The sequence below is a fragment of the Allobosea sp. NPDC003192 genome (assembly GCF_050275675.1).
Lineage (GTDB): Bacteria > Pseudomonadota > Alphaproteobacteria > Rhizobiales > Beijerinckiaceae > Allobosea.
This window is the reverse complement of sequence record NZ_JBNNPK010000001.1, coordinates 16,668-40,027: the sequence shown is the minus strand read 5'-3', so window position 1 is coordinate 40,027 and position 23,360 is coordinate 16,668. Positions and strand designations below refer to the sequence as shown.

Genomic DNA, 23,360 nt, shown 5'->3' with positions numbered 1-23,360 from the left:
CCCGCGGCTTAGCGCAGGCCGCTTGGCCCGACGGCCATCTTGTCGCCGATCTGGATGAATTTCAGCGGGTTGCGCGCCTCGTCGGAGAGCCGCGTCTCATAGTGGAGATGCGGACCAGTCGAGCGTCCGGTCGAACCGACACGGCCGATGACCTGCCCGGCCGCGACGAGCTGGCCTTCCTTGACGTCGAAAGCCGAGAGATGGCCATAGCGCGTGGTGATGCCGTTGCCATGGTCGAGCTCGACCAGATTGCCGTAGCCACCGGCGACCTCGGCGCGCAGCACCTTTCCAGCGCCGGGCGCGCGGATCGGCGTACCGGTCTCACCGCGGAAATCCATGCCGGCATGCATCGCGGTACCGCCGGTGAACGGGTCGGAGCGTGGGCCGAAATTGCTGGTGGTGGTGTCGTCGGTTGCGACCGGACGCTGGAACGGCATGATCGCCGCCAGATCGCGCCAGCGGCCGAAGACCGCCCTCGCCTCGCCAAGCTGCATCAGCGCGTGCTCGAACGTGCCGGGCTTCACCGTGATCGGGATGAGAGGGCCGCCCATGCCCGGTCGGCCCGGCGGCAGCTTGACCTTGGCCGGGTCGAGCCCGACCTCGGATAGCGCCGCCCTGACCTCCTGCACGCGCCCGACGAGCTGGCGACCCAGCGCCGGGAGCTGCTGGTTCTGGCCGTTCTGGACCCGGTCGAGCGACTGGCCGAGTATGGCGATGCGCTGGTCGAGCGACATCGTCTCAGCTGCCTTGACCGCCGCCGCGACCTGCCGGCGCTGCTGCGCCAGCACGGCCGGATTGACGCGGTCGAGCACGTTCTGGCCATCGGCGAACTGGGTGCCGCCTTGAGCCTGCGCCCCGCCCTGCGGCAGGATCGGGCCGACCGCCTGGCCGGTGAGCGCGCCGAGCAGGGCCTGACGGGCTTCGAGCTCGATCTGGCGGGTGATCAAATCGGCAAGCTGGTCGCCCGCCTTGCCCGAAGCGGGAGGCTGGCCCGGCTGGGCCGGCAGACCGGGCGAATTGCCGGAGGCGACGATGGCGCTGACGAGGCGGCGCTGCAGCGCTTTCAGCTTCTCGTCATAGCTGCTCTGCAGGATCGCCTGCTCCTGCTGCAAGGCGGCAACGCGACTCTTTTCTTCATAGAGCAGGTAGCCGGTGACCCCGGCGCCGATGATCGCGAGTACCGCAAGCGTCCACGGCAACATCCCGCCGCGCCCCGACCCGGATCTTCCACCGCCGCTGCGCGGACGTAGCGTCGTTCCCCCCTCAGGCTGGAGAGAGGTCGAACTTGCGGCCTCGTCGGGCCGTCGCTTCAGGCGAACCGGTTGCACGTGTCTGTTTCCGCTTCGATCCCGCCGCGCAAGTATACCTCAAACAGAGATCGGCGGCGATGCTTGTCTCGCTGCTGGCCTCATCCCGTCATTGAGAGAAGCGAAGCGACGAAGCAATCCAGGGAGACGTAGAGTTCTACGCCTCCTGGATCGCTTCGCGGAGCCTGCCCTCGGGCTTGCCGAAAGCAAGACCCGGGGGCTCGCAATGACGACGGCAGCCCTCAATTGCAGGCGTAGTGGAAGGCGCCGTCCTCGACCGTGACCTTCGCCTCGGTCAGCGGCTTCTTCTCCAGCTGCAGGTTGAGGATGCTGCGCGAGAGCGCCGGCAGCATCGAGTTGGTGATGATGTTGTCGATCATGCGCCCGCCCGAATCCGGGTCGTTGCACTGGGCAACGATGTGCTCGACCACGGCGTCGTCATAGATGAAGGCGGCGTTGTGGTTGTCGCGCAGGCGCTTGCCGATGCGCCCGAGCTGCAGGCGCACGATGCCGCCCAGCATCTCGCCGGAGAGCGGATAGTACGGGATGGTCACCAGACGGCCGATCAGCGCCGGCGGGAAGACCTTGAGCAGCGCCGGCCGTAGCGCGACCGCGAGTTCCTCGGCATCCGGCCGGCTCGTCTCGTCGCCGGCCATGCGCATGATCTCGTCGGTGCCGACATTCGAGGTCAGGATGATCAGCGTGTTCTTGAAGTCGATGCGCCGGCCGGTGCCGTCCTCCATCTGGCCCTTGTCGAAGACCTGGAAGAACAGCTCGTGCACGTCGGGATGGGCCTTCTCGACCTCGTCGAGCAGCACCACCGAATAGGGCTTGCGCCTGACGGCCTCGGTCAGCCGGCCGCCCTCGCCATAACCGACATAGCCGGGAGGCGCGCCCTTCAGCGTCGAGACGGTGTGCGCCTCCTGGAACTCGCTCATATTGATGGTGATGACGTTCTGCTCACCGCCATAGAGCGACTCGGCGAGCGCCAGCGCCGTCTCGGTCTTGCCGACGCCCGACGGGCCGCAGAGCATGAAGACGCCGATCGGCTTGTTCGGATTGTCGAGCTTGGCGCGATTGGTCTCGATGCGCTTGGCGATCATGCCGATGCCGTGCCCCTGCCCGACCACGCGCTTGTTCAGCGTCGCGGCGAGGTTGAGCACGGTCTCGATCTCGTCCTTGACCATGCGGCCGACCGGGATCCCGGTCCAGTCGGAGACGACCGAGGCGACCGACTGCTCGTCGACATGGGCGTAGATCATCCGGTTGGCCGGATCGATCGCACCGAGCGTCGTGAACTTTTCCTTCAGGCTGGCGCGCGTCGCCTCGGGATCGGCCGGGGCTTCGGCGGGAGCAGCCTCGGGCGGCGCTTCGCCATCGGCGGGCGCAGCTTCAGTGGCCGGCTTCTCGCCGAGCTTGCCACGTAGCAGCGTGATCTCCTCGACCAGCGCGAGCTCCGAGGCCCAATCTGCCTCCAGCGCTTCGAGCTTCGCCTTGAGCTCGGCACTCTCTTCCTCGATCTTGCCGAGGCGCTCATCGGTGGCGTCGCCGAGATCCTTGTCGGCGATCAGGGCGAGCTTCTCCTTCTCAAGCGCCGCGATGGCGACGCGGGCGTCCTCGATCGCAGCCGGGGTCGCGGTCTGGCTGATCGCGACGCGGGCGCAGGCAGTGTCGAGCAGGCTCACCGCCTTGTCGGGGAGCTGGCGCGCCGGGATGTAGCGCGAGGAGAGCTGGACGGCCGCGACGATGGCAGCGTCAGAGATGCGCACCTTGTGATGCTTCTCCATCGGCCCGATCAGGCCGCGCAGCATGGTGCAGCAGCGCAGGACGTCCGGCTCGTCGACCTGGACCGGCTGGAAGCGCCGGGTCAGCGCCGGATCCTTCTCGAAATACTGGCGGTATTCCGACCAGGTCGTCGCCGCGATGGTACGCAGCGTGCCGCGAGCGAGAGCGGGCTTCAGCAAATTGGCGGCATCGCCGGTGCCGGCCTGGCCGCCAGCGCCGATCAGCGTATGCGCCTCGTCGATGAACAGGATCACCGGCGTCGGTGAGGACTGGACCTCGTCGATGACTGAGCGCAGGCGCTGCTCGAATTCGCCCTTCATCGAGGCGCCGGCCTGCATCAGGCCGATATCGAGCGCGCAGACCTTGACCCCGCGCAGGGGCGGCGGCACGTCGCCGGCGACGATGCGCTGGGCGAAGCCTTCGGCGATCGCCGTCTTGCCGACGCCGGCCTCGCCAGTCAGGATCGGGTTGTTCTGGCGCCGGCGCATCAGCACGTCGATGACCTGGCGGATCTCGTCGTCGCGGCCGAGGATCGGGTCCATCGTCCCGGAGCGCGCCTTCTCGGTCAGATCCTGCGAGAAGCGATCGAGCGCCGTCGTGCCCTTAGCCCCTTCGGCCTGCTCGGCCCCCGGCGTACCGGCGGCGCGCAGGCCCGATCCGTCCATCGGCCGCAGGTTCTCTTCCTCGGAGTCCTTCCAGATCTTGGCGTGACCGGCGGCGAGCTCCTCGACCGGGATCTTGCCGAACTCCTTGGAGATGCCGGTCAACGCGCGCTTGAGCTCGAGCGATTTCAACGCCGCGACCAGGACATGGCCGGTCCGGATCTGGGTCTCGCCGAAGAACAGGGTGGCGTAGTGCCAGCCGCGGTCGAGCACGTCGACGACGTTATTGGCGACGCCGGGCATCTCGGTCTCGTTCTTGCGGAAGCCCTCGATGACGCCGCCGATGTCGGTCGCGAGCCGGGCCATGTCGAGCCCGTAATGCTGCGCAGTCAGCCCGATATCGGTCGAGCGCCGCTGCAGGATCTGGGCGAGCCAGTGCGCCAGCTCGACATTGCGGTTGCCGGCGCCCTTCGCCTGGCGCAGCGCCTGGATGAAGGCCTCATAGCCGACGCGGTTGAGTTTGCCGGTGACGGCTTCGAGACTGATATCGGCCATGGCTGCCTCCTATCGTTTCGTCGGTTGTTTCTGGCTGCGCTTCAGCCGCATGCGTTCGGCGGGGTGGAAACGGGCATCGCGGCGCAGGCTGCCGTCCGGCACGTTCCAGTTCGGCGAGACCCAGCTCGACCAGCCGAGCGCGCCGAAGCGGCCGAGCTGCATCGGCCGGACCTTGCCGACCGGCAGGGCGAGCTCGACATCCCATTCGAACTGCTCGCCGAGATAGAAGAACACCGCATCGGCCAAGGGCTCGCAGCGGTCGCCATTCGGCAGGAAGCGGTTGAACTGATCGAGATCGCGGGCCACGAGCTTGACCCGGAACTTGTCCTCGACGCTGTAGACGCTGGCGCCGAGCAGGACGTTGCTGCCGAGCGCGCATTGGCCGCGGCCGAGCTTGGTGCGATCCTCAGGATCGAAGACCAGCCGCATGCCGACGAACTGCTCGACCTCGACCTCGATGTCGAATAGCCCGGTGAGCAGGCTGCGCAGGCGCGAGGCCGACTTGGCCTGCGCTCCGGCGAGCCCGGCATGGGCGAGCTTCTCAGGATCGGGGACGCTGTCGCGGCCCTGATAGGGCGCCGAGCCCAATCCGACCATGCTGCCGACATAGGCTATGAAGCGGTCCTTGTCGGGCCGGTCGTGCTGGGCCACTGGCCGGGAATCGGCCCAGGCCCGGAAGAAGAGCTGCAGGAAGCGGTTATTGAAGATGTCGAGGAAGCGCGGGAAGGCGTCGTCGCGGACGATCTGCCAGTGATAGCTTTCCTCTGTGGTCGCCAGCGGCAGCGCGCCCTGCGGCCCGAGCAGCCCGAGGAACTTGACGAAGAGACGCAAGCGCCCCTGCAAGTCGCGATCGGCCTCGGCGAAGGTCGAGGCCGGGAAATCCATATAAGGCTGCTCGCCGAGAGCAATGTATTCGTCACGCCTCGTAGCGCCATCACCGATGCGCTCGCGCTCGGGGAAGCTGCGCTCGATTCGGCGGAGCACCGCGTAGAAATCGTGCCGCCAGGGTTCGGCCCGCAGCCCCTCGACGAAGGGCGGCTCGACGCGCAGATCGTCCAGCGCGGCCGGCGGCGGCAAGGATGGCGCGCTCTCGTTCACAGGATGCGCCTCGTGCCGGCGCGCGGCGGAAAGCGCATGACCTCACCGCGCTCGACCGTGCGGATCACCGTCTGGGTGAAATGGTTCATCGCGGCATACTCGGCGAAGAAGCGGTCGAGGATAGAGCCGAGCAGGAAGACGCCGCTGCCTTCGAACGCCTTCTCGTCGAACAGGACGGTGATCTCGAGCCCGCGGGCGGCTCCCGTCCCCGCGCGCTGCGGGAACCGCCGGATCACCGGACGGCTGTCGACGCTCTTGATCCCACGGATGCGGCGCTCGGTGGCGCTGTCGGCGAGATCGGCGAAGAGTGAGAGCATCTCGCGCAGCGCCTCGGCGTTCTCGCCGGCGCCGCGCTGGACCAGGCCGAGATGGTTGAGGCTGAGCAGGTTGATCAGCCGCCAGGTGACGACGCCGGTGCTCGCCGTCTCGGACCGCAGCCTGAGCTGCGAGACGATCGGCTCGCGCGGCGGCGTCGGCCCGGCGAGGCAGCTCACGTCGAGCACGACATTGTCGATCAGGCGGAAATCGGCGCCACCCGTGCCTGTCGGCAGATGCTCGGTCAGATGACGGTTCGAGCAGAGTGCGCGAACGCTCAGCTCCGCCACGGCCGCCGCATCGGACACCGTCGCCGGCTCATAAAGCGAGATGAACATCTCGGTGCCGGTATAGTCCGAGGCCCGCCCCTCGCGCCGTTCGGCGACCGAGCGCCGGCGCGGCAAGCGCCGCTGCGTATAGAGCAGGCCGTGCGTCGGCGAGGCGCCCTCGGGCGAGGAATAGAGTGGATGGACCGGCTGCTTGTCGCGACCGCCGGTATAATGCGCGTAGACGTCGAGGATCGAGTGCGGCTCGTAGTCGAGCATGCGGCTGCGGTCAGGCACGACATGGTATTCGTGCTCGTTGCGGCGCACCGGGATGCGGTCGGTGGTCTTCTCGAACAGGTTGACCGCCGGAGCGGCATAGAGCGCGAACATCTCGCGCTGCACCGCCGCCGGCAGGCGGGCATTGACCTCGTCGAAGACGAAGACGATGTCGACCGTCTTGGCCTTGAGCCGGGACATCACCTTCTCGAGCCCGGCCAGCTTGAAGCCGAGGAATTTGCGCGGGAACCAGAACTGCTCGCGCAGCAGGTCGAAGCCGCGGAAGATCCGGGTGTCGGCCGGCAGCAGGGCCTCGTCCTCGCCGAAGCCGATCTGCTCCAGCGTGCATTGCGAACCCGACAGCACCACCGGATCGCCGAATTCGTCGAGATAGCGGAAATAGATGCCGAGACAGTCGCCGAAGAGCTGCTCGTAGAGCGCGATCGCATCGGCCTCGGTGCCGAGCAGATGCACGGTGAGCTCGCGGGTCTTGCAGCCGGCAAACCAGCTGGTCGGGAGCTTGCTCGCCTGCTCCGGCGACGGCTCCTCCGCCGGATCGCTGGCAATGCGATGGGTCAAGGAAAGGCGCAGCCCCGACAGCACCCGCCCATCGGCTGGGAGCCCGAGCGCCTGCAGCCGGCCCGGTGCGGCGATGTACTCGGCAGAGGCGACGTCGAATGGCCAGAGAGTCACGGGGGAGCCCAGCCGATAGCGGCAGGCGACGCGGCGGTCGCGCTCGACATAGGTCGCGTCGAGATAGGAGCCGCGCGGCACCTCGACGCCCTCGCGCAAGGCCGGATCGCCATAGGTCGGCGCGATGCCGGCGAGCAGCGCCGACGGCGTCGGCGCGAGGTAGTTCGGGATCAGCTGCTCGAGCAGGTTGTTGGTGAACTCGGGGAACTCGTGCTTGAGCTTGAGCTGGACACGCGCGGCGAGGAAGGCGGCGCCTTCGAGCAGGCCGCCGACCATCGGGTCCATGCGCTCGCCGACCAGCCCGCCGAGCCGCTCGGCGATTCCAGGATATTCCTCGGCGAACTCCTTCGTATGCTCGGTGAAGAGCCGGAGTTCGCGATTATAGAAGTCGAGGAATTCCTGGTTCATGAGGCGCTATCGGTTCTTGATCGCGATCTTGCCGGTATCGAGCTCGACGTCGGCGACGAATTGGACAGGAATGTTGAGCGGCTCGCAGTTCAAGTCGGCCCGCACGACGAAACGGATCTTCAGCTCCGCCTTGTCGAGCCCTTCGTCACGCTCGACCACGATCGACTGCTTCAACAGCCTTGGCTCGTAAGCGAGCAGGACCTGGGCCAGCTCGGTCTTGATCGCACCGACCCGATGCTCGTCGATCGACTTGTTCTGGATGTCCGGGAAGCCGCGATTGAGGATGGAACGGCGAACGTTCTCGAAGCGCGACAGATCGGTGGAGGAGCCGAAATTGATCGTGTTGACCAGCGTCTCCAGATCGAGCGCGATCTCCTGCCGCAGCTTGCTCTCGGTGATCGCAGTCCGCGGCGCAGCCCGACGTCCGGCGACGACGCGCTCGCCGCCCGCATCGCGCAGGTCGAGATGGACCTTGGCGTCCTTGGCGCGATGTGCTTCGCGGAAAGCGAACATCAGCGGCGGGCGCAACCGGTTCTTCGCCTTGGGGTCGAGCATCTGCGGTATCCTCGGCGCGATCGCTCAAACGATGGACTCCTCGCGATTGCTGCCGCAATGGCGAGGAGTCCGAAAGGGACGGAAACAGAACCCGGATCGTAGCACCGGAGGCCGTTTCCAGGCCGACCCCGCCGAGACGGGGTCGACGCTGGAGGTGTATTATTCCTTGTTCTTCTTGAGATCGTAAGTGCCGGTAATGGCCGAGCCGAGCGAGCCGTCGGTGTTCTGCGGCTTGTACTCGAACTTGATCTTGGCGAAGTTCAGCGAGAACTGGTCGGTCGGGACCGGGTTGCCGCCGGTCGAGTCGCCGGACTGATAGCTCGACACCAGCAGGTCCTCGAGCGTGACCGTGTAGAATTCCTGCTGCTGCTTGCCCTGCTTGCGGACGAAGAGCACGGCCTTCTTGATGTGCTCGCCGTTGGCGCATTTCAGCATGAGGGTCGCCGACGCCTTGCTGACGTTGGCGGTGCAGTGCAGGTCCTGGAAGCTCGCCTTGCCGGCGCCGCCGCCGTGACCGGCGGCATGGGTGCCGGAGTTGCTGACGCCCCAGGAGAAGGACTCGATCTCGATGGTGTCCTTGTGCTTGGAATCCTGGCTTTCGCCCTTGATACCGTCGATCTCAAGCAGGAAGTCACTAGCCATGATGCTCTCCAAAAGTTGGCTGTTTGGGGTGATTTAGGCATAGAACTCGCGTCGCCTGGAGAGCTCCCCCCATGCGTCGCCACTCTCCCTGCGCAATCAGCGCAGGGCCAACTGTCATCCTGGGTGGCCTGCGCGCCTTCGAGCGCGCCCGGGTCTCAGGTCTTGGGCGCCGGCAGGCGCGAGACGAGGCTCAGACCGATATCCATGCCCTCGAGCTGGAAATGGGGCCGGAGATAGAACTTGGCCGAATAGTAGCCCGGGTTCTCCTCGTCCTCGAAGACGTCGATGCGCGCGTCGGACAGGGGCTTGCGCGCCTTCGTCTCCTCGCTGGAGTTCAGCGGATCGCCGTCGACATACTCGGTGATCCACTCCTGCAGCCAGCGACGCAGGGGTTCACGCTCCTTGTAGGAGCCGATCTTGTCGCGCACCATGCACTTCAGATAGTGCGCGAAACGCGACACCGCGAACATGTAGGGCAGGCGCGACGACAGGTTGTCGGAGGCCGTCGCCGCGACGCCGTCAGGCCCGAAGAAGGCCTTGGGCTTGTAGAGCGACTGCGCGCCGATGAACGCCGCCTTGTCGGTGTTCTTGCGATGGATCAGCGGGATCAGGCCGGACTTGGCCAGCTCCGCCTCACGACGATCGCTGATCGCGATCTCGGTCGGGCACTTCAGGTCGACGCCACCATCATCCGTCGGGAAGGTGTGGGTCGGCAGGTTGAGCACCTCGCCGCCGGACTGGACGCCGCGGATGCGGGTGCACCAGCCATATTCCTTGAAGGCGCGGTTGATGTTCACCGCCATGGCGTAGGCGGCGTTCATCCAGGCGTATTTCTCGCCCTTGTGGCCGTCGGTGTCCTCCTCGAAGGCGAACTCCTCGACCGGTTCGGACTTGGCTCCGTAGGGAACCCGCGCCAGCACCCGCGGCAGGCACAGGCCGACATAACGGGAGTCGGCCGCGTCGCGCAGGCCCTTCCAGGCCGCGTAGTCCGGCGTATCGAAGACCTTGCCGAGATCGCGCGGGTTGGAGAGCTCCGTCCAGGAGTCCATGCCCATCAGGTTCGGGTCGGCGCCGGTGAAGAACGGCGCATGGGCGGCGGCCGCGATCTTGGAGAGATCGCGCATCAGCTGCACATCCGTCGGGACATGGCTGAAATGATAGTCGCCGACCAGGGCGCCGAAGGGCTGCCCTCCGAGCTGGCCGAATTCCTGCTCATAGACCTGCTTGAAGAGCGGGCTCTGGTCCCAGCGTGCGCCGGGATAGGTCTTGAGGTTGCGGTAGAGCTCGGTCTTGCCGACGTTCATCACCTTGATCTTCAGCTGCGAGTCGGTCTCGGAGTTGAAGACGAGGTAGTTGAGGCCGCGCCAGGCACTCTCGAGCTTCTGGAACTCCGGCGCGTGCAGCACCTCGTTCATCTGCTCGCTGAGCTTGGCATCGAGCCGGGCGATCATCTCCTCGATCGTGTCGAGCACGTCGCCCTTGATCAGCGTCGAGTCGGCGAGCGCCTGGTTGACCAGGGTTGCGACCGCGTTCTCGACCTCGCTCGCCGCCCGTTCGGTCTTGGGCTTGAAGCTCTGCTTCAGTAGCGAGGAGAAATCATCGACGTCGCGGGTTTCAGCAGCCGCTGCGCCGGGTTGTTGAATCTGTGCTTCCGCCATGGCCGCCTCGCTTACCCGTTGCCGTCCTGCTTGTCGTCACCAGCCGGCTTTTCGCCGAGCTTGTCCTTCAGCGCCGCCATCAGGTTCGGATCGGCGAGCAGAGCCTTGAGCTGATCGCTGGCTGCGACCTTGCCGTCCATGTAGCGGAGCAGGTTGGCGAGCTGTTCGCGCGCCTCCAGCAGCTTGGCCGTCGCCGGAATCTGGCGGGCGATCGCAGCCGGATTGAAGTCGTCGTACTTCTTGAACTTGAGCGAGACCGAGAGCTTGTCGCCCCCCTCGCCGCCGAGCTTGTTCGGCACGGCGAATGCCGCGCCCGGTTCGATCGCGGCCATGCGCTGATCGAAATTGTCCATGTCGATGTCGAGAAACTTGCGTTCACCGACGTCGGGCTTCTCGACCGCCGAGGCATTGCCCGAGAGGTCGGCGAGGACACCCATCACGAAGGGCAGCTCGACCTTCTGGTCGGCGTTGTAGGGGTCCTCGTAGGTGATATGGACCCGCGGCGGCCTGTTGCGGCGAATGAATTTCTGACCCGAATCTCCGGCCATGACGGCGCCCCTTCCTCTAGAGGCATCACGCAAGGAGAGCGTGATGCCACGCCTACGATCCAGCTCGCTATACCATACACACTTGCCGACGGCTTGACAGTTCTCGTCGAACTGCTCGCATCGGCTGCGCATGATCCAGCCAGCTCAGGTTTGCAGATGGATGACGTCACCGCATCCACCGAACGAATGAGGCGCGCCGACCCATTAGAGGGGGGTCGTCGCGACACTATTCGTCGCTGCTCTGCCTTATGCCGACTTCAGGGAGGATATCGCTCAGCAGCGAGAGAAAATCTTGCTGCGCCAGCCCGCAGGCCTTGTCCATCAGCAGAGGGACCGGGTTGGACGGTTCGGCATGGCGGTAGAAGGCCGCGATCGACTTCATCCGGGCAATCGCCTCCGCGCGGTTCGCGACGGTGATCGCAGGCACGCGCGCGGCTGCGGCAGGCGCTTTCGGCTCAGGCTCAGTCTCGGGCCACTCCTCCTGCGCCGAGCTGTCGGCGCTCTCGGAGTCCGTGGCCTCTGCCTCGGCATCGCCGGATTCGTCGGCCTCGCCGTCCTCGCTGCTCGCCTCGTCACCGTAGGACGAGCTGTCGTCATAGGACGAACCGTCGTCGTCGCTGCTCGACGAGTCGTCATCATAGCCGCTGCTGCCGCTGTCGTAGCCGTCGCCACCGAGACGCTCCAGCGGCAGCTGGTATTTCGTGTCGTCGCCGATCTCGAGCATCGCCTTGTCGACGTGCTCCGGGAACATGATCTGGATGACCTCGATCAGCGACTTGCCGATCAAGCGCTGCGCCTGTCCGATCAGCAGCACCGCCGGGCTCGACGGCTCGACCCGGCGGAAGTAGCCCAGGCAAGCGGCAAGCGCGGCCTCTGCCTCCGCGACGGAGGCGCAGGCTCCGGCTGGAACAGCGACCTGGGCGACCATGACCGTCCCGCCCGCGTCGACAGGTGCGTCGACAGCGGCGGCAGCGCCCTGCCCGCCCGGCGCACGCCGTTCGATCGCAGCTTCGAGAAAGGCGATGATCTGCCCGACCAGCGTCGGGAGGCGCTGGAAAGTCACCGCCTGGTCGGCGCCGAGCCGCTCGGCCCAGATCGCACGCAGCCGGGTCAGCGCATCCCGGATCGCGCTGACATGGCCAAGCATCGCCGACAGGTCGGAGAGCTCCGCCTCCTTCAGCGCGGCGATGATCCCGCCGGCATCCGGATGCTGCTCGTCCTCGCCGGGACGCAGCTCGCCAGTGGCGACGAGCTGGCTGCGGAACATCACCGGCCCCAGCCGCTTGCTGGTGAAGATCGGCGCATGCTGCAGCGGCAGGGCGATGGTGGCGTTCTCGTCGAGGCCCTGCAGCGCGACCTCGCGCATGATGAAGTCGCCGTCCTCGGCCCTGGGATAGACCTCTTCCCAATAGTCGCCGAGATAGTTGTTGATCAGCCCGAGACAGGCTGCGAAGCCGGCGATGTCTCGGTTGAGCAGGCACAGCTTGCCCGCCAGCACGAAACCGCGCAGGTCACGGCTCTGCTTGAGGATCTTGCCGAGGTCGCCGAAGGCCGCGGGAAAATCGATCGCGCTGCGATCGAACGGGATCTGCCGCCCCTCGTCGTCGCGCCGGAAATAGGATGTCGGCAGCGCCACTTCGAGGCGCGCCATGACATTCATGACGTCGGGATCGGCATCCGGATCGGGGCCGCAAGGATCGTCAGCCGAAACCGGCTTCGCCAGGTCAGCGAAATTGAGCGCGGCCATGCCCCCTCACGATCGATCGAGAATATGGGCGCGGCCGCCTGGCCGTCACTCCACCTGCAGCCGTGTCTCGACCCGGCGATTATCGGCGGAGAACTTGTCGGCGACGAGCGGCTTGCTCTGGCCCAGGCCTCGCGCCACCAGCTTGGCGGTATCGACCCCGCGATCGCTGAGATAGCGCACCACGGCCTTGGCCCGGCGGTCCGACAAGCTGAGATTGTAATCGGCCGTGCCGCTCGCATCGGTATGCCCCTCGACCAGGAAATTGCTGGTCGAGAGCTGGGGGTCCTTCAGCGCCTTGGCGAACTCGTCGAGATTCGCCTTCGCCTCGGGCTCGAGCACGTCGGAATTGTATTTGAACTTGACCACGAGATCGAAGGCGGTCGGCGGCTTCACGACGTGGCCCGCCTTGTTGCATTCGGCCTCGGTGCCGACGCACAGGCCGCGCGAGACGCCGAGATTCGGCTTCGCGGTTCCGAAGTGCTTGACGATATCGTCCGCCTTGTAGGCTTGGGCCTGCGCAGAAAAGGGCGACAGGACGCAGAAGCCTGCGGCAAGAGCGGCACTAACCATGACAAGGGCCTGCTTGCGCACGGTCTTCCTCCCGTTTAGGTTCGCTGAGGCGGTTGAAGACTGACGGCGCGAAGTATGCCTCGCAGCGTTTGCTGCGTCAATAGTCGTCTCTTATCGCAAGCCACGAGGTTTGGTTAATGGCCGCCGCCCTTGGACAATCGAAAAGACTTGCCTCCTTTACGACACCGGCAGGGCAAGATGTCTTTTCGCTTTTAAAGTTTGAGGCACGAGAAGCTCTCAGCGAATTATTCGTGTATCAGATCGAAGCTGTCAGCACATCTCGCGGCGACAATCTTCAAGACTTGATCGGCGAGAAGTGCCACATCAAGATGACGCTGAAGAACGGTGAAGATCGGATCTTCAACGGCGTCCTGGTCGAGGCGCAATGGCTCGGCCGAGACAAGGACATCGACCATTACCGTTTCGTGCTGCGCCCCTGGCTCTGGCTGCTCTCGCAACGGTCGGATTGCCGCATCTTCAAGAACAAGACCGCGCTCGACATCATCAAGACGATCTTCGGGAAAGAGGACAAGGCGAGCTTCGAGGACCGCGTCAGCGAGGCACCTCCGGAGATCGACTATTGCGTGCAGTACCGCGAGAGCGACCTCGACTTCGTCCTGCGCCTGATGGAGAAGTATGGCATCTACTACTACTTCAAGCATACCGAGGGTGATCACAAGCTGGTCCTGTCGGATGCCCGCAGCTCGCATGACGCGGTCACGCCCGCGGCCGAGCCGACCTTTGCCGGAGCCGGCAGCGCCTATCCGTTCATGCCGACGGACGGAGCCCAGCGGCGCCATATCGAGCATCTGACGCAATGGACGGCGCAGCGGCGGCTGCGGACCGGCAAGATCGAGATCAAAGACTACGATTTCGAGAAATCCACCTCGGACCTGACGGCGCGTGCCGAGGATGGCTTCCCCCGCACCAAGTCGTACGAGGCTTTCGATTATCCCGGCGCCTACCTCGATCGCGGCAAGGGCGAGAAGCTCGCACGCATCCAGGTGCAGGCCGAACAGGCGCAGGACGAGCGGCGGCTCGCTGTCGGCGAAGCGCCAAGCCTCAACCCCGGCACCCTGATGACGCTGACCGATCATCCGGTCGGCTCGGAGGACGCGGAATTCCTCGTGGTCCGGGCGACGCATAGCTATGGGGTCCAGAGCTATCGCTCGTCGAAGCGCACCGACCAGGCGATCTATCACGGCTCCTACGAACTGCAGAAGGCGACCAAGCGCTTCCGCGCCCCGCTGGTGACGCCCTCGCCGCTCCACATCGGCCCCGACACCGCCAAGGTGGTCGGTGAGAAGAACAAGGGCGAGGAAGGCGACATCGACGTCGACAAATACGGCCGCGTCTGGCTGCGCTTCCATTGGGACCGCGAGAAGGATACGACGTCCTGCCGCGTGCGCGTCGCACAGCCCTGGTCCGGCAAGAACTGGGGCGGCCAGATCATCCCGCGCATCGGCCAGGAGGTCGTCGTCTCCTATATCGGAGGCGACCCGGACCGGCCGATCATCACAGGCGCGGTGGTCAACGACCAGCACATGCCGCCCTACGACCTGCCGGCGAACAAGACCCAGTCGGGCCTGAAGTCGGAATCGACCGATGGCGGCGGCAAATCGGGCAAGTTCAACGAGATCAAGTTCGAAGATCTCGCCGGCAAGGAGGTCTTCTCCATGCAGGCGGAGCGAGACCACAAGACCGAGGTCTTCAACAGCGAGACCCGCGACGTCGGCGAGAAATTCGAGGGCGGCCCGACCGACTTCGCCCGCACGACGCAGATCCTGAGCGGCAGCGACAAGCTGCACGTCAAGCAGGGCAAGCTCTATGTCGAGGCCGCGATGGAGATCAAATTTGTCTGCGGCGGCAGCGAGATCACGATGACGCCGATGAGCATCACCATCAAATCGACCAATATCACGGTCGACGGCGTCACGACCGCGGTCAAAGGCAGCGCCACGACCACCATCACCGGCGGCTTCGTCAAGATCAACTGAGCAGGATCGACCGAGCACGACATGACCCGGCTCCGCTTCAGCACGGCCCGCGAGGTTTTCGACGCTTTTCCAGCTGTCGGGGAGTTCGTCGGCACGCCCCCGTCGACTGAACCAACCCTGAGCTTCCTGGCCCGCCTCGCCAAGGGCTCCCAGCCGAAGGAGGCGATCGGTTTCTGCGCCTTCATCCTGCCGCGCCGCGAGGCGGTCTGGTGGGCGATACAGACGATACAGCGAATGCGCTCGCCGAACGCGGCACCCGATCCCGGCCTGCAAGCCGCGGAGGCCTGGGTGCGCGACCCCAGCGACGACCTGCGCTGGGCCGCCCTTGCCGCGGCCGATGCCGGCGACAGCGAGGAGCCCGGCACCTGGATCGCCCGGGCGGCGGGCTATTCGGGCGGCAGCATGCTGGCGAGCCACCCGATACCCTGCCCGCCCGACCTAACCGCCAAGATCGCGGCGGCTGCCGTACAGGTCGCGCTCGGGCGCGTTCCCGAGCGCGAGCGCGATGCCGCATTGCGAAACTGCGTCGAAGCGTGCATTCGTCTGATCGATGACGATAGCGGCAGGACGAGAGCGTAGCATGGCCCCGGCGCCGATGCGGCGGCCGGTGCTCGATGGCGGCAAGGCGGGCGGCCCGACATGGCGCTGACGCTGACGATCGAGAATCAGGCCTCGCTGCCCGATGGCGGCCCGCTCAGCGTGACGCTGAGCGGCGGGCGCGGGCTCGACATTGGCCGTGACCAGCATCTCGACTGGTGCCTGCCCGATCCCAGCCGCGCCATCTCCGGCCGGCATTGCGAGATTCGCTTCAGCGACAACGCCTATTGGCTGCGCGACATCTCGACCAACGGCACCTTCGTCAATGGCGGGGCCTACCGGGTGCAGTCACCCTATCGGCTGCAGCACGGCGACCGGCTCGAAATCGGCCAATACATCATCGCAGTCGCGATCGACGAGGCGGAGCGCGGAGCGCCCGGCCCACTGGAGCGTGCCCCCATGCCGCCGCCGCCCGGCGAATCGCTGTGGGAGTCGAATGGCGACGAAGCGCCGCCGATCGCCCGCCGCGACCTGATCCCGCCGCAGAGATACCAGCCGGTGCACGCGCCCTTCATCGACTGGGCGGCCGACATCCCGACGCCGTCGGAGCCGGCGCAGGCCTATCCCGCGCCGCCGCCGGCCACGCCGGCGCCCGCGCCACGTCAGGACGATCTGGCCTGGGCGCCCTACCAGGCGCCGCCAACACCGGAACCCGAGCCGATCGCGCCGATCCCGACGCCGCGCCGTCCGCCCTCGGCAGCATCCGCCGGCACCCCGTGGGACGAAGCGCCGGCCGAGCCGCCGGCACGCCCCAGCTTCGACGCTCCCTACGAGCCGCCGCCGCGGCCCGCGGCTTCCGCGCCACCACCTCCGCCGCCAATGGGCTTTCCGACCAGCGGCCCGTCGATCTCGCCCGGCGAGTTCATCGCCCGCTTCGCGCGCGGCGCCGGCCTGCCGGTCGAGGAACTGTCCTGGCAGGATCCTGGCGCCTTCGCCGAGCAGACCGGCGCGCTGATGCGGCTGATCGCCATCGAGCTGAAGGCGCTGCTGGCAGCTCGCGCCGAGAGCAAGCGCATCGCGCGCAGCTCCAACCAGACGATGATCCAGGCGCAGGACAACAATCCGCTGAAGTTCTCGCCGACGATCGAGGACGCGCTCAAGCTGATCTTCGGCCGGCCGACCAGCGGCTATCTCAACGCTCAGAAGGCGTTCGAGGAGAGCTTCAAGGATCTCAAGATCCACCAGATCAAGACATACTCGGCGATGCAGCACGCGCTGCGCATGCTGGTCGAGGACCTCGATCCGCAGGCGGTCGCCGAAGGCCTCGACGCCGGGCGCGGCCTCGATGGCCTGCTCTCATCGCGCAAGGGCAAGCTCTGGGACGCCTATGTGGCGCGCTGGGAAGCGAAGACCGCTCCTTACGAAGACGGGCTGGTCGACGCCTTCATGCTCTATTTCGCCGAGTGCTACGATCGCGGCGGTCGCTGAGCCGAAAAGCTCAGGCCAGCGGCACCACCATCCCGTCGCGGATCGTGACCTGGCGGTCCATGCGGGCCGCGAGATCGAGGTTGTGGGTCGCGATGAGCGCCGCCAGTCCCGAGGCGCGCGCCAGCGCCACCAGCGTGTTGAAGACGTGCAACGAGGTGTGCGGGTCGAGGTTGCCCGTCGGCTCGTCGGCCAGCAGCACGCGCGGCGCATTGGCGACGGCACGGCCGATGGCGACGCGCTGCTGCTCACCGCCCGACAATTCACCCGGCAGATGGTCGAGCCGCTCGCCGAGACCGAGGAAGCTCAGGAGCTCGGTCGCGCGCGATTCCGCCTCGACCTTGCCGAGCCCGCGAATGCGCTGCGGCAGCACGACATTCTCCAGCGCCGTGAATTCCGGCAGGAGATGGTGGAACTGGTAAACGAAGCCGATCTCCGTGCGCCGCAGCCGGGTCAGGCCCTTGTCGTCGAGCTGCGATGTCGGCACGCCGCCGATGAAGACCTCGCCGCCATCGGGGCTTTCGAGCAGGCCGGCGACATGCAGCAGGGTCGACTTGCCGGTGCCGCTCGGCGCGACCAGCGCGACGAGTTCGCCCGGCCAGATCGCGAAATCGGCCTTGCGCAGCACCTCGAGCGGGCCGTCGGACTGCGGATAGTAGCGCTCGATCTGCGAGAGGAAGAGCGCCGGGGTCTCGGTTGCCATCAGCCTGCGTTCCTCAACCCATCCGCAGGGCTTTGACGGGGTCGAGCCGCGCCGCTTTCCAGGCCGGATAGAGCGTCGCCAGCAGCGAAAGGATCAGCGTCATCACCACCACGGCGGCGACTTCGCGCCAGTCGATCACCGAGGGAATGTCGCTGAGAAAGCGCACGGTCGGATCCCAGGGATTTACACCGAGCAGCTTGCTCAGCCCCTTGTTGATGGTCTGGATGTTCTTGGCGAAGACGACGCCGAGAAGGAAGCCGGCGATGGTGCCGAACACGCCGATCGCTGCCCCCGTGATCAGGAACACCCGCAGCACCGTGCCGCGAGAGGCGCCCATGGTGCGCATGATCGCGATGTCCTCGGTCTTGTCCTTCACCAGCATGATCAGGCCGGAGACGATGTTCAGCGTCGCGACCAGCACGATCAGGGTCAGGATGATGAACATCACATTGCGCTCGACCTCGAGCGCATTGAAGAAGGTGCGGTTGCGCTGGCGCCAGTCGGAGAGCACGAGCGGTCGCGGCGCGTCCTGCTCGATCCGGTCGCGCACGGCCTGCGTCTGGTCTGGGTCGTTGATGAAGATCTCGATGACGTTCACGTCGCCATCGCGATTGAAATAAGCCTGGGCCTCGCCAAGCGGCATGAAGACGAAGGAGGCGTCGAATTCCGACATGCCGATCTCGAAGATCGCCGTGACCGGATAGGCCTTGATCCGCGGCGCTGTGCCGAAGGGCGTCGAAGCGCCGCGCGGGGTGACGATAGTGATGGTGTCGCCGACCTGGAGGCCGAGCGAGCCTGCGAGCCGGCGGCCGATCGCAACGCCATTGGCGGTGGCAAAGCCATCGAGCGTGCCCTGCCGGACATTATTCGCGATGAAGGGGATCGACTTGATGTCCTCTTCCGAGATGCCGCGCACCAGCACGCCGCCATTGCCGACCTGCGAGGAGGCGAGCGCCTGTCCTTCGACCAGCGGGATCGCCAGCTTGATGCCCTGCACCTGGCGCAGCCTCGCTGCGACCTGCTCGTAATCGTCGAGCGGCCGGTCGATCGGCGTCGCGAAGATATGGCCGTTGACGCCGACGATCTTCTCCAGCAGCTCCTTGCGGAAGCCGTTCATCACCGACATCACGATGATCAGCGTGGCGACGCCGAGCAGGATGCCGAGGAAAGAGAACCCGGCGATGACCGAGACGAAGCCCTCGCGCCGGCGCGTGCGCAGATAGCGGCCGGCGAGCAGCCACTCGAAGCCGGCGAAGGCCTTCGTGCCGGTCGGCACGCTCTCGGCGGCCGGAGCCTCGGCGACGGCGCTCATGACCGCCCTCCTCCGCTCACGCCCTCGTCTCCGTGCCTTTGCCCGGGAAGCGCGCCAGCGCCGCCTCGAGCGAGACCAGCTCGCGCTCGCCGCCCGCGCGGCGCTTGAGCTCGACCTTGCCCTCGGCCAGCCCCTTCGGGCCGACGATGATCTGCCAGGGGATACCGATCAGATCGGCGGTGGCGAACTTGCCACCCGGGCGTTCGTCGCGGTCATCATAGACCATGTCGTAGCCCTTGGCGGCGAGGCCCCTGTAGAGCTGCTCGCAGGCGCCGTCGGTCGCGGCGTCGCCGGTCTTGAGGTTGAGCACGGCGATGTCGAAGGGCGCGATCTCCTCGGGCCAGACGATACCTCCCTCGTCATGACCGGCCTCGATCAGCGCGGCGACGAGACGGCTCGGGCCGATACCGTAGGAACCGCCATGCAGCAAAACCTGCTGGCCGTCCGGGCCGGTGACGCTCGCACCCATCGGCTCGGAGTACTTGGTGCCGAAATAGAAGATATGACCGACTTCGATGCCACGCGCCGAGACGCGCTTGTCCTCCGGGATCGCCTCGAAGGCGGCTTTGTCATGCATCTCCTCGGTGGCGGCGTAGAGGCTCGTCCACTTGTCGAAGATGCCCTGCAGGCCGGAGACGCTGTCGAAATCGGTGTCCGCGGCCGGCGTGTCGAAGGTCAGGTAGTCGCTGTGGCAGAAGACCTCGCTCTCGCCGGTCGAGGCGAGCACGATGAATTCATGGCTGAGGTCTCCGCCGATCGGGCCCGTGTCGGCCCGCATCGGAATCGCCTTCAGACCGAGCCGGGTGAAGGTGCGCAGATAGGCGGCGAACATGCGGTTGTAAGCGTGACGCGCCGATTCCTTGTCGAGATCGAAGGAATAGGCGTCCTTCATCAGGAACTCGCGGCCACGCATCACGCCGAAGCGCGGCCGGACCTCGTCCCGGAACTTCCACTGGATGTGGTAGAGGTTGAGCGGCAGGTCCTTGTAAGACTTGACGTAGGAGCGGACGATCTCGGTGACCATCTCCTCATTGGTCGGGCCGTAGAGCATGTCGCGGTCGTGGCGATCCTTGATCCGCAGCATCTCCTTGCCATAGGCGTCGTAGCGCCCGCTCTCGCGCCAGAGATCGGCCGACTGGATGGTCGGCATCAGGATCTCGATCGCGCCCGAGCGGTTCTGCTCCTCGCGGACGACGGCGCTGATCTTGTTGAGGACCCTGAGACCGAGCGGCAGCCAGGAATAGATGCCGGCGGATTGCTGGCGGATCATACCGGCGCGCAGCATCAGCCGGTGCGAGACGATCTCCGCTTCCTTGGGCGTATCGCGCAGGATCGGCAGGAAATAGCGGGACAGGCGCATGGAACACTCGTTGGAGGGCGATGCGCCGAGACCGCGCACCGATTCAGATTAGTCCAGAGACACCATCGGCGTTTGCAAATTGCAAACGCTAATGCAGATCGCCGTCAGGCAAATGCACATCGATGGCGTTTGCGAACGCGTCAGCGCTTGGCGAACTTCGCCTTGAGCCTGTCGCTGACAATGGGCGGAACAAAGGCGGAGACGTCGCCACCCATCGAGGCGATCTGGCGTACCAGAGTCGCGGTGATGTGCCGCGCCTGCGGCGTCGAGGGCAGCAGCACGGTCTGCAGGTCGGGCGCCATGGTGTGATTCATGCCGGCGAGCTGCATTTCGAGGTCGAGATCGGTGCCGTCGCGCAGGCCGCGCACCAGGATTGTGGCGCCGGAACGCTTCGCGGCGTCGATGGTCAGGTCGGCGAAGGTCGTGACCTCGAGCTCGGTCTTGAACTCGGCTGCTACGGGACCTGCAACGGCGCGCAACAGCTCGGCCCGCTCCTCGGCGGTGAAGATCGGCGTCTTGCCGGGATGGACACCGATGGCGAGGACCAGCTTGTCGACCAGCCGGCAGGCGGCCTCGATCATGTCGAGATGGCCGTTGGTGACGGGGTCGAACGACCCGGCATAGAAAGCGGTATGGCTCATGCTCAGAGCGTTAGCCAACACGGGCTCCGGCGACAAGCCGTAGAGCCGGATCGGACCAGGCTGTTTCAGCCGGGTCCGATCCGGCTCTCGCTTCGAAGTTTAGAGCCCGGCTCTATGCGACGCGCAATTCGCCGATGACGTGATCGACGCGCGCATTCAGCGCCTGGGCCAGCTCGGTCAATTCGCCCGCCGCCTTCAGCACTGCGTCCGAGGCGCCGGCGGTGTTGCGCGAAGCGAGTGCGACCTGGCTGGTGGCTTGGCCGATCAGGACGATTTCCTGCGTCGCAGCGAGGACATCGGCGGCGATGGCGTGAGCCGCCTCATGCTGGCGCTGCATGGTCTGGCTGGTGCGGCGCGTCGCCTCGTTAAGCTCCTGGACCAGCGCGCGGATGCCGGCGATGCCCTCTACGGTTGCCGCGGTGGCCTGGTTCATCGCCTCGATCTGGCGCGCAATGTCTTGCGTTGCATTGGCGGTCTGCGTCGCCAGCGACTTCACCTCGCTGGCGACGACTGCAAAGCCCTTGCCCGCTTCGCCGGCGCGGGCCGCCTCGATAGTGGCGTTGAGCGCGAGCAGATTGGTCTGGCCGGCGATCGCGGAGATCAGCCCGACCACCTCGGAGACGCGCGCCGCGCCGTTGGAGAGGCCGTCGACGATCCCGCTCACCGAATCCGCATGCTCGCGCGCCTGGCCCGCGGTCGCATCCGAAGTGCGCACTTCGATCGCGAGGGCATCGACAGCGCCGAGCAGGTCCTGCGCCGCGCGCTCGATCGACTGCACGCTGCGGATCGCATTGCCGGTCGCACTATCGGTATCGGCGGCGCCGGCCTGGGTCTCCTGCGCGCCCTCCGCCAGTTGATGCGCCGTCGTACCCAGGGTTTCCGCGGAAACCGAGACCGAGGCCGAAACGGTCCGCACCGAATCCTCCAGCTCGCCCGCCAGTTCGTTCAGCAGGGCGCGTTGATGCTGCTCGGCCTCGGCTCGGCGCGTGTCCTGCTCGGCTTCCCGCCGCCTTGCTTCGCCACGCAGAGTTTCCCGGATCAGTTCGATCGACTTGGCGATGCCGCCGATCTCGTCGCGACGCCGGGCACCGGGAATTTCCTCCTCGGTCCGCCCCGCGGCGACGCCCGCAAGCCTGTCCGAGAGCCGCGCGATCGGGCGCGCCACCGACCAGCCGAGCAGGATCGCGATGCCGAACAGCGGCAACAGCACCAGCAGGCCCGCGGAAACGACGGCGCTGCGGATCGTGCCGACCACGGCGAAGGCGCTCTCCTCCGGTGCGGTCAGCCAGAGCAGCCAGCGCCAATCGCCGATCACGACCTCCTCGCCGCTCGCGACGAGCGGCTGGCCGTCCTGGCTGGTCATGCGGATGAGCGTTTTCTCCGGCTGCGCCGCCAGCCGATTACGGTCGAGCGTCTCGCGCGGCGAGGCCTCGTTGCGCCGAGCCGCAGGATTCGAGCGCATGAACCCGTCGGAGCCAATGACAAAGATCCGCTCGGCGCTGGAACCGACCGGGTTGAACGCAAGCACATCGTCGATCAGACGGGTATCGACGGCGATGACGATCGTCCCGACCTGCTCGCCCCCGCCTGCCTCGGCATCGTAGAAGGGCGCCGCCAGGAAAGCGCGCGGATCGCCGCCGGCCGGATCATAAGGAGCGAAGTCGAGTACCACCTGCTCGCCGGCGGCCTTGCCTCGCGCCAGTTCTACGGATCTGGCGAGCCCGGTGCCGGCGAGATCCTCGTCGTTCAGCAGGCGGCCGAACTCGGGACCTTTGGTGACGCTGTAGACCACCCTGCCCTTGCGCGAGACCAGGTAGATGTCGGCGTAATTGAACTGTTTCAGCGCCGCCGAATACGTCTCGTGGATCGGCACATGCCGCCAGGAGTAGCCATGCTGGTGCTCGCGGCCGGTGCGGGCGATGCGGTCGGCCAAAGGCAACGAGCCATCGCCCTGGTAATGGCCGAGAATGCTCCGGTAATCGTGCTGGCCGAGCTCCAACCATTTGCCGATCTCGTCGAGCGCCGAGACGGTGAAGGCGCTGCGGGCCTGGACGGCGAGTTCGGCGCGCAGCTGCGACCAGCGCCGTTCGATGGCGCGGACATGGCTTTCGGCCAGGGCATGCATGCGCTCGCGCACCGCGCCTTGTGCCCAGCTCGACACGGCAAGATAAGCCGCCGAGCCCACCGCCAGCGCAGCCAGCAGCGCCAACGCCAGCATGGCGACCGGAAGCCTGATCCTGAGGCTGAACACGAATCAGGTCTCCGCCCGACGTCGACTGGGTCGAAACAGCCAACACGAG

General features: G+C 66.3%; 18 protein-coding genes. 3 read left to right on the top strand and 15 right to left on the bottom strand.

Annotated elements, in window-relative coordinates:
• Positions 1-8: 8 nt before the first annotated feature.
• The 10 genes from ACQKLX_RS00165 to ACQKLX_RS00120 all read right to left on the bottom strand — a co-directional run bounded on the left by ACQKLX_RS00165 (position 9) and on the right by ACQKLX_RS00120 (position 13,046).
• Positions 9-1,202 (bottom strand): M23 family metallopeptidase, encoded by a 1,194-nt coding sequence (locus tag ACQKLX_RS00165; protein WP_427358390.1) that lies wholly within the window; start codon positions 1,200-1,202, stop codon positions 9-11.
• Positions 1,203-1,549: 347 nt separating this feature from the next.
• The gene (tssH, locus tag ACQKLX_RS00160) at positions 1,550-4,249 is read right to left on the bottom strand and encodes a type VI secretion system ATPase TssH (protein ID WP_427358388.1); all 2,700 of its coding nucleotides are present in this window, start codon (positions 4,247-4,249) and stop codon (positions 1,550-1,552) included.
• A gap of 9 nt (positions 4,250-4,258) precedes the next feature.
• On the bottom strand, positions 4,259-5,347 hold the full coding sequence (gene tssG, locus ACQKLX_RS00155) for a type VI secretion system baseplate subunit TssG (protein ID WP_427358386.1): 1,089 nt from the start codon (positions 5,345-5,347) through the stop codon (positions 4,259-4,261).
• Positions 5,344-7,305, bottom strand: coding sequence for a type VI secretion system baseplate subunit TssF (gene tssF / locus ACQKLX_RS00150; protein WP_427358384.1), 1,962 nt, complete (start codon positions 7,303-7,305; stop codon positions 5,344-5,346). The genes tssG and tssF overlap by 4 nt, the downstream gene beginning before the upstream one ends.
• A gap of 6 nt (positions 7,306-7,311) precedes the next feature.
• The gene (locus tag ACQKLX_RS00145; protein WP_427358383.1) at positions 7,312-7,860 is read right to left on the bottom strand and encodes a type VI secretion system baseplate subunit TssE; all 549 of its coding nucleotides are present in this window, start codon (positions 7,858-7,860) and stop codon (positions 7,312-7,314) included.
• 159 nt (positions 7,861-8,019) lie between these two features.
• A complete protein-coding gene (locus tag ACQKLX_RS00140; protein ID WP_427358381.1) occupies positions 8,020-8,502 on the bottom strand; it encodes an Hcp family type VI secretion system effector in 483 nt (160 codons plus the stop codon).
• A 155-nt stretch (positions 8,503-8,657) separates the two neighbouring features.
• Positions 8,658-10,160 (bottom strand): type VI secretion system contractile sheath large subunit, encoded by a 1,503-nt coding sequence (tssC, locus tag ACQKLX_RS00135; protein ID WP_427358379.1) that lies wholly within the window; start codon positions 10,158-10,160, stop codon positions 8,658-8,660.
• A gap of 11 nt (positions 10,161-10,171) precedes the next feature.
• The gene (tssB, locus tag ACQKLX_RS00130; RefSeq protein ID WP_427358377.1) at positions 10,172-10,708 is read right to left on the bottom strand and encodes a type VI secretion system contractile sheath small subunit; all 537 of its coding nucleotides are present in this window, start codon (positions 10,706-10,708) and stop codon (positions 10,172-10,174) included.
• Positions 10,709-10,934: 226 nt separating this feature from the next.
• Positions 10,935-12,455 (bottom strand): type VI secretion system protein TssA, encoded by a 1,521-nt coding sequence (locus ACQKLX_RS00125; protein ID WP_427358375.1) that lies wholly within the window; start codon positions 12,453-12,455, stop codon positions 10,935-10,937.
• Between the two features lie 45 nt (positions 12,456-12,500).
• Entirely contained in the window at positions 12,501-13,046 is a 546-nt protein-coding gene (locus ACQKLX_RS00120) for an OmpA family protein (protein ID WP_427358373.1), read from the bottom strand.
• 116 nt (positions 13,047-13,162) lie between these two features.
• Here ACQKLX_RS00120 and ACQKLX_RS00115 point away from each other — a divergent pair, with 116 nt between their 5' ends.
• The 3 genes from ACQKLX_RS00115 to tagH are packed head-to-tail and all read left to right on the top strand — an operon-like array spanning position 13,163 to position 17,047.
• A complete protein-coding gene (locus tag ACQKLX_RS00115; RefSeq protein ID WP_427358371.1) occupies positions 13,163-15,022 on the top strand; it encodes a type VI secretion system Vgr family protein in 1,860 nt (619 codons plus the stop codon).
• A 21-nt stretch (positions 15,023-15,043) separates the two neighbouring features.
• Positions 15,044-15,601, top strand: a complete 558-nt coding sequence (locus tag ACQKLX_RS00110; protein ID WP_427358369.1) for a DUF6931 family protein — start codon at positions 15,044-15,046, stop codon at positions 15,599-15,601.
• 60 nt (positions 15,602-15,661) lie between these two features.
• Entirely contained in the window at positions 15,662-17,047 is a 1,386-nt protein-coding gene (gene tagH / locus ACQKLX_RS00105; protein WP_427358367.1) for a type VI secretion system-associated FHA domain protein TagH, read from the top strand.
• Positions 17,048-17,057: 10 nt separating this feature from the next.
• On the opposite strand, the gene ACQKLX_RS00100 is transcribed toward tagH, so the two are convergent.
• The 5 genes from ACQKLX_RS00100 to ACQKLX_RS00080 form a co-directional block, all read right to left on the bottom strand.
• Positions 17,058-17,747 carry an ABC transporter ATP-binding protein gene (locus ACQKLX_RS00100; RefSeq protein ID WP_427358365.1) on the bottom strand — a complete coding sequence of 230 codons (690 nt, stop codon included), beginning with the start codon at positions 17,745-17,747 and terminating at the stop codon, positions 17,058-17,060.
• A gap of 13 nt (positions 17,748-17,760) precedes the next feature.
• Positions 17,761-19,059, bottom strand: a complete 1,299-nt coding sequence (locus ACQKLX_RS00095; protein WP_427358363.1) for a lipoprotein-releasing ABC transporter permease subunit — start codon at positions 19,057-19,059, stop codon at positions 17,761-17,763.
• Positions 19,060-19,075: 16 nt separating this feature from the next.
• A complete protein-coding gene (gene proS / locus ACQKLX_RS00090) occupies positions 19,076-20,419 on the bottom strand; it encodes a proline--tRNA ligase (protein ID WP_427358361.1) in 1,344 nt (447 codons plus the stop codon).
• A gap of 140 nt (positions 20,420-20,559) precedes the next feature.
• Positions 20,560-21,060 carry a pantetheine-phosphate adenylyltransferase gene (coaD, locus tag ACQKLX_RS00085; protein WP_427358359.1) on the bottom strand — a complete coding sequence of 167 codons (501 nt, stop codon included), beginning with the start codon at positions 21,058-21,060 and terminating at the stop codon, positions 20,560-20,562.
• Positions 21,061-21,172: 112 nt separating this feature from the next.
• A complete protein-coding gene (locus tag ACQKLX_RS00080; RefSeq protein WP_427358357.1) occupies positions 21,173-23,311 on the bottom strand; it encodes a methyl-accepting chemotaxis protein in 2,139 nt (712 codons plus the stop codon).
• Between the last annotated feature and the right edge of the window lie 49 nt (positions 23,312-23,360).